The sequence below is a fragment of the Rhizobacter sp. P5_C2 genome (genome assembly GCF_054049715.1).
Map to the genome: position 1 here is coordinate 1 of NZ_JBFULV010000184.1, position 6,708 is coordinate 6,708.

Consider the following 6,708-nt stretch of genomic DNA (forward strand, 5'->3'; position numbering starts at 1 on the left):
TGCGGTTGCCGCTGTCGTCCGGTCGTCCGACACCGCCTTCTGTCGGTGGGCGTCGTCGTACTCGTAGGCGATCCAGCTGCCGTCGTGCTGCGTCACCAGGATCAGCTGGCCGACCGGGTCATAGCCATACGTGGTCGTCTCACCGCCCACCGTCGTGGTCAGCAGGCGCTGGCGCAGGTCGTAGGTGTTCACGGTGACCACGCCGTCCGGGTCAGTGCTCTGCAGCAGTTGGCCTGCCCGGGTGTACTTGTCGTACGCGGTCACCTTGCCGGCGGCATCGGTCGTCGTGGCCAGATCGCCCTTCGTGTGATTGGCGTCGGTGTCGGCGAAGTAGGTGGAGCTCGCCGTCACGGTGACGCCGCCGCGCGTGATCTTGGCCGTCAGCACTTGGCCAAACTCGTTGTAGGTCCACGTCGAGACACGCGCCGCAGCACCGGCCTGCAAGGCCGCACTGAACCCGAGGTGCCCGTCCGCATCGGTCGTCGCCTGCGTCACCTGCTTGCACAGCACCGCGATCGGCTTGCCATCCAGCAACGGCGCCGTCCCAGGCTCACAGCTCGCGATGGCGTTGCCATTGAATGGATCCGGCTGGCCGGTGTAGACACTCGTCGTGATCTGGCCCGGTTCAGCCACCTTGGTCGGCAGGCTCCAGTCCGGATGCCATTGCGTGCTGGTCTTGCGCGCTCCTGCCGATAGCACCGCATTCGCCGGCGTCAGGGCCGCGCAGTCCTGGGTCTGACTCAGGCCCGAGATCGATGCCACCCGGAGGTTGCGCACCTGATCACTCGCGTAGCAGCTGCGCGTGCCGTTGAAGTCGTCCAGGCTCGCCGCGTTCCCATTCGCATCGTAGGCCTGCGCGCTGGCGCTCGCCCCGCAGCCCGCTCCCGCCGCCTGGCTTTGCCCGCTCATGTAGTTCTTGCCGTTCAGGCCGGTCGCCTCCAGGCTGCTGGCGTTGCCGTTCGGCCGCGTCAGCACCGTGCCCTGCGGCACGTTCCAGGTGGAGTAGCGCACCACCCCTTCGGTGCCGTACGCCTGCTCGGTGATCTGGATGCTCGGTGGCGTGGCGTAGCTCACGCTGTGCCGATCCACCCCGTCCGCGTGCTCCGTGCTGATCGCCCGTCCCTCGCCGTCATAGCCGAAGGTCGAGTACCGCACGTTGCGCTCGTCGCGCACGCCCGTCAGCGCCCACGGCAGGTCACTGCGCTCGTACAGCAAGGCCCTTCCCGTCCCGTCCGGCCAGCCGAAGCCCGTCAGTCTGTTCTGAGCGTCGTGGCTGAGTGTCGTCACCCGCCCCGTCGCGTCGGTGACGGTGCTCAGCCGCCATGCGGCGCCCGCACCCGGATCTGCGTAGCTGAACTCCAGGCTTCGGCCCCGGTTGTCGACCACCCGGCTCAGCAGCCCTGCAGCGTCGTAGCTGAAGTCCATGCGCGGACCGTCGGCCCACGCCATCGCCATCAACGTCCCCTGCGCGGTGTAGGTCTCCTGCACGTTCGCGCGGCTGTCGAGGTAGAGGGATCTACCGTCCGCCAGAGCGGTGAATCGGTCCGCGTTGCCGGGCTCGGCGACCAGCGCTGCGCCATTCGTGCTCAGCATCGTCTTCACGGTGCCATCCCCGCGCTGGAACGTCGTGGGCACCGGCAGATTCGGGCGCGCCCCGACACTTCTCGTCCCCAGGCCCACCCGCCGGTGGAGGTTGCTGGACCACAGCGCACTTCCCAGCACCCCGCCACGCTGCGGATCTCCAGCGTCCAACGCGGCCAGTGCCTGCGGCACCTTCGGAATCATGCCGCTCATGTCATACGTGAACTGAAGGCTCATGCGCCCGATGGCCACACCGGCATCCACGACCTCCCGCTTCGCGCCTCGCAACGGGTAGATCGGGTTTCCCACGGCGGGATCGGCCACCAGCGGGCAGCTGCCTGCGGGTGGATTCCTCGCCCACGGCACGGTGTACACCACCGTGCAGCCAAGTGCCTCGCTCCAGCCCAGGCCGTTCGGGCACAGAGAGGCACGGTAGAAGTCCGGATCCGATCCCCGCTGCAACCAGGGCGCGCCATTGCAGCTCGTCTCGTAGTGGATGAACTGACCGCCACTGTCGAAGGCCGTCGCGGCGCGATAAGCGTCCAACACCACCCTCAGCGCCGGCACATGTTGCGTGCCTGTCTCGTCCCAACATGTGCCCGGCGCCCCCCTGTCGGTTCGCACGAAGGCTTCGTAGTTCGCCGGGATCTCCGCGGGCGTCTTCACACAGTTCGGCACGCTCGCCGAATCGATGAGGCGGCAATACTGGTAGGGCTGCGACTGAGGGACTTGTGCAAATCCCGGGGTGCATCCCATCACCGCCAGCCACAGCACCGTGCACGCACGCAGCAACGCACTCCACCCGCACCGGGTGCCACCAGAGTCTCGACTCACAGGCCATGTCCTCGCTTCGAACCGCGTGCATCGGCCACGGCACGTGCCCCGGCCTCGTCTTGCCTGCGACTACTGCTTTGACGACGAGGCCGGCGGATTACATCGGATCTGCGTGACAGCCGCAACCACTCGGCGCTCGACCCGTCGGCAACGTGCAACACGATCCAACTTGGTGATGCGCCTTGCGCGCGTATGCCGTAGCTGCGCGTGCACGCCAGCGCGCGGATACAAGGTCACCTTGCAGAAACCGTGCAGATCAAATCGCGCACATCTGCTGGCGGTCAGGACTTGAGCCAAGGCCCCCGCCGAAGCCAGACTTCATGACGCCGCCACGCCTACGCAGCAACCCTTACTGGCCTGGCCAGCCCGAACGCTTTAGCCATGAGGCCATAAGACGTGCTCGACCTATCGTCGATAGAAGGTTGAGCAGCAGCACGAGAGGTCAGTCCGACAGGCTATGAAGCGCCCAGTCCCGGACTGCTTCATCGGCGTCCTCCGCAAGCAGACGCAGTGCACTGGCAACTTGAGGGGCGGAGCGGAATTGTCCGAGACTCGCCGCGACCGCAGAACGGACGCTGCCACTCGGATCCGTTGCAGCCCGCAACAACGCAGGAACACTTGCAGCATCGGCCTGATGCCCCAGCGCCGCTGCGGCGGCTTCGCGAACGCCTTCGCTTTGATCTTCAATCAAGCGACTTTCAATCAGTGGAATGGTCTGCTGCTTGAAAGGGAAGTGCGGCGTGCCAAGTTGGCCGAGAAGAAAGACGGCGATCTCTCGGTTCGAGACTTTTGGCGATGTCAGCAACGCCACCGTGCGAGTGAGCGTGCGTTCTCCTCCCCTGAGCTGCAACTCACGGGCCACCGCAGTCCTGACAATGCTGCTGCCGTCCTCAAGCATGGGCAGCAATGCCTCTTCGGAGTACTGCTGCAGGGCTTGGAAGACCAGCAGCCGCAGCGTAGATGAGCCGGTTACTCCTACATCAATCGTCATCAACGTCCCTTTCCGCCTTTACCCCACCGAGACCCCTTGCAACCCCAAGCCTTTGCCGTCCGCTTCACTCTCTCTGGTGAGTACCGATCAGCATTCGCTGCAAGCCATTCGCATCGGTCGGATGGCTCTTTTTTGCCACATAGCTTTGCCTCGCTCTGATCCCGACCACTGCGGCTCTGAAATGCTCCTGGTCGGCGGCGCGGTCCTGGCGGGCGCCGGCCCGGTCGCGACCGGGCTGGACACCGGCGTGCTGCGCCGCCTTTCGCCGGTGGTGACCAGCGGCCTGGAGCAGGTGTGGTGGACAGGATCCACCGCGCAGTGCGTTGAATCGGCAACTTGGAAACGAGTAGTTCGCTCCACGTTGGGGACTTAGCCAACGACCGGCTCTATGAACTCACGCGGAACGCAGAAGGAATGCCCGCTGTAGTGGGCGGAGTCGTCCACCTGAGTCGTGCTACCAAAGCCGAGCCAAAAGTAGCCATGGGAATCAATGTCGCTCACAACTGCACACTGGCCTACGAATGTGTGCAACTCCTCCTGCTCGCTTTCAGGCAGATCGTTCGTTAGCCAATCTGGCAGGCCCATCAGTCGTACACGGTCGCCAACGCGTATCTCAAGGTTCATCTCAACATCCTCCAGAGTACTGTTCACGCTTAGGTCCAGTGCACTTGCACGAGACATGCTTCGGTTGGCACTGCAAATTCGAAGTTGCGTTCGCCTTGGCGATATTTCTCGCCGTACCCAGGTCGTTCGCCGAACCACCGCCAAATGCAAAACGCTTCGACGGGTCGACAGGGCAGTTCCCCGGGATGTTGTCATTGCAATCGGCGCGCGCTCGGCATGACCACTGGCCTGCTGTTCTATCTGGCCACCAGATATCCCGCGGCACGACTTTTGGAATTGACGAGGGCGGCACTGGCACAGCCGGCATCACGTCCGGTAGCAAAAGCCTGTCGACGATGGGGGTCAGTGCTGGTTCAATGACCGGATAGAGTTCTGAGCCCGCCTCCCATCCAAAACGCCATGATCGATAGATCGCCCATGCCGCGTTTCGTCCATCCGGATCGATCACCAGAAGCGGATTTCCGTCCACATACGTGTACGTTGAAGCGCTACCCCCCGCCAACCCAATAGGATCGCTTTGCGGATATCCGCCCCGCGACGGATCGTAATTCCGGAAGTAGTTGTACCAGAGCCCGCTCTCCGCATCCGCGTATTGCCCCGGGAACCGCAGGTTTTGCGTGAAGACACCGAGCCCGCTCGGGTTGACCTCCGATGCCGTCGTGCCGAAGGGCTCAGCGAACCATCGCCAGCGAGTCGCGTTGTTCATGTCGACGACGATCCGCGGTGAGTTCAGGTGATCGGCATGGACGTAGAAGATCAACGGCGGGCCGCTCGGGTTCGCCGGGTCGGGTATGAACATCGCCACCGGGATGTCGTCCAGCCACACGTATTCGCGGATGGCCTTGCCGGTCTGGTCGTATTCGCCGAGCAACTCCCCGTTGAGTCCGTACACAAAGATGACCGTGCTGCTGGCTCCCGCGCTTGTCACCTTGCGGATGCGCCGCTTGTCGGCATCGTAGGTGTACGTGCCGGTGACGCCGGCCTTCGTGATGCTCGCGAGCGAGCCGCTCAGCCCGTAGGTCGCCGTGTAGTTCGGGTTGTCGGTGATCGTGTTCCCGGCGTTGTCATACCCGAAGCTGCGCGCAGGGTTCGTGATGCTGGCCAGCCGGTTGCTCGTGGCCTCGACGTTGTAGACGCTCGGGCTGCCGTTCAGGCTCACGCCCGTGCGGTTGCCGTTGGGGTCGTAGGTGATCGACCAGCTGCTCGCGACCGTCGTGATCTGAGTGATGTGATCGTTCTCGTCATAGCCGAAGTTCTGGTCCAGCGCCGGTTGCGGGATGCCGTCGTTGGCGCTCAGGTGCGTGAAGCTGATGATGCGATCTGCGGCGTCATAGGTCACGTCGCGGAAGACGTTGCCCAGTCGATACCGTGTCACGCGGCCGCTCAGGTCGTAGAAGCGTTCGTGCGGTGTGGTCCCACCTGCCATGTTCCAGTTCCAGCTCGTCACCGGACCGAAGGGCTCCCACTTGATGTTGCTGAGCAGCGGTGTTGGCGTGCCGTTCGTGTCCTGGGCCAGGCCGATGCCGGTGACGTGCCGGCTGGTGTAGCTCTGCACCACCTTGCGACCCGACGGGTAGGTGATGCTGGTCAGGCGGCCCAACGTGTAGCCGTAGCTCGTCGTGCTGACGATGGCGGTGCTGTTGGCACCTGCCGCCGGGCTCACGGACTGCACCGCTTCGAGCACCCGTCCGCGCTGGTCGTACTTGAAGCGCGACCAGCCGTTCGGATGATCGGTGCGGCTGAGGCGGTTCGCGCTGTAGCTGTAGTCCGGCCCCTTCAAGTCATAGGCCCAGCTCACCGTCTGGTTCGCCTGGCCGCTCTGGCTGTAGACCAGCTGCGTCAGCCGGTCCATCGCGTCGTAGCTGTAGGTCTCCAGCACCCCGCGGCTGTCGGTGCGGGTCGTCAGGTTGCCGATCTCGTTGTAGGTCTGGCTCGCCGTGCCGGTGTCGGGGCTGATCAGTTGGGTCGCGTTGCCGAAGCCGTCGCGCGGGTACTGCGTGACCAGGCTCCTCGGGTCGGTGACCTTCGTGGTTCGATCCCCGCCGTCGTACTCGAAGCTCGTCTTGCCGTTCTTCGGATCGGTGTGGTCCCTCACCCGGTACAGCGGGTCGTAGCCGAGCTTGGTTTCCAGGTTCAGCGTGCCGGCACCGCGGATGATCTTGGTGCGGTTGCCCTGGGCGTCGTACTCGTAGCGCGTGATCGGCGTCGGCGACACCGGCGGTGGCGGCAGGGTCTGGGCGGTGGCGGCCTGTGCGAGCAGCGCCGCTGCCAGTGCAATGGTGTGCAGTGCTCTCATGTTCCCCTCACTCCCTGCCGCTGTTCTCTTGCGCACGGCCCAGCGCGTCCATCACGCGCGCCATGTTCCGCTTCAGGCTGCCGGTCGGGTCCTTGACCGTCTGGCCGGTCGAGTTGCCGGCGTTGTCGAGTGCGTACTCGATGCGGTTGCCGCTGTCGTCCGACACCGCCTTCTGTCGGTGGGCGTCGTCGTACTCGTAGGCGATCCAGCTGCCGTCGTGCTGCGTCACCAGGATCAGCTGGCCGACCGGGTCATAGCCATACGTGGTCGTCTCACCGCCCACCGTCGTGGTCAGCAGGCGCTGGCGCAGGTCGTAGGTGTTCACGGTGACCACGCCGTCCGGGTCAGTGCTCTGCAGCAGTTGGCCTGCCCGGGTGTACTT

General features: G+C 64.6%; 3 protein-coding genes and 1 pseudogene. All 4 read right to left on the minus strand.

Translation table 11 applies throughout. From position 1 onward, the window contains the following. Nucleotides 1-2,355, minus strand: a 2,355-nt coding sequence (locus ACXJLU_RS32295) for an RHS repeat domain-containing protein (protein WP_457337831.1), incomplete at its 3' end; no start/stop codon positions are given. A gap of 502 nt (nucleotides 2,356-2,857) precedes the next feature. Beyond that, nucleotides 2,858-3,406 (minus strand): HEAT repeat domain-containing protein, encoded by a 549-nt coding sequence (locus tag ACXJLU_RS32300; protein ID WP_457337832.1) that lies wholly within the window; start codon nucleotides 3,404-3,406, stop codon nucleotides 2,858-2,860. Nucleotides 3,407-4,031: 625 nt separating this feature from the next. Next, a complete protein-coding gene (locus tag ACXJLU_RS32305; RefSeq protein WP_457337833.1) occupies nucleotides 4,032-6,326 on the minus strand; it encodes an RHS repeat-associated core domain-containing protein in 2,295 nt (764 codons plus the stop codon). Nucleotides 6,327-6,333: 7 nt separating this feature from the next. Next, a pseudogene (locus ACXJLU_RS32310) lies at nucleotides 6,334-6,708 on the minus strand (RHS repeat domain-containing protein); the annotation flags it as partial.

Coding starts and splice junctions, on each gene's coding strand:
- ACXJLU_RS32300 (WP_457337832.1), bottom strand. CDS start 3,406: ATGACGATTGATGTAGGAGTAACCGGCTCATCTACGCTGCGGCTGCTG.
- ACXJLU_RS32305 (WP_457337833.1), bottom strand. CDS start 6,326: ATGAGAGCACTGCACACCATTGCACTGGCAGCGGCGCTGCTCGCACAG.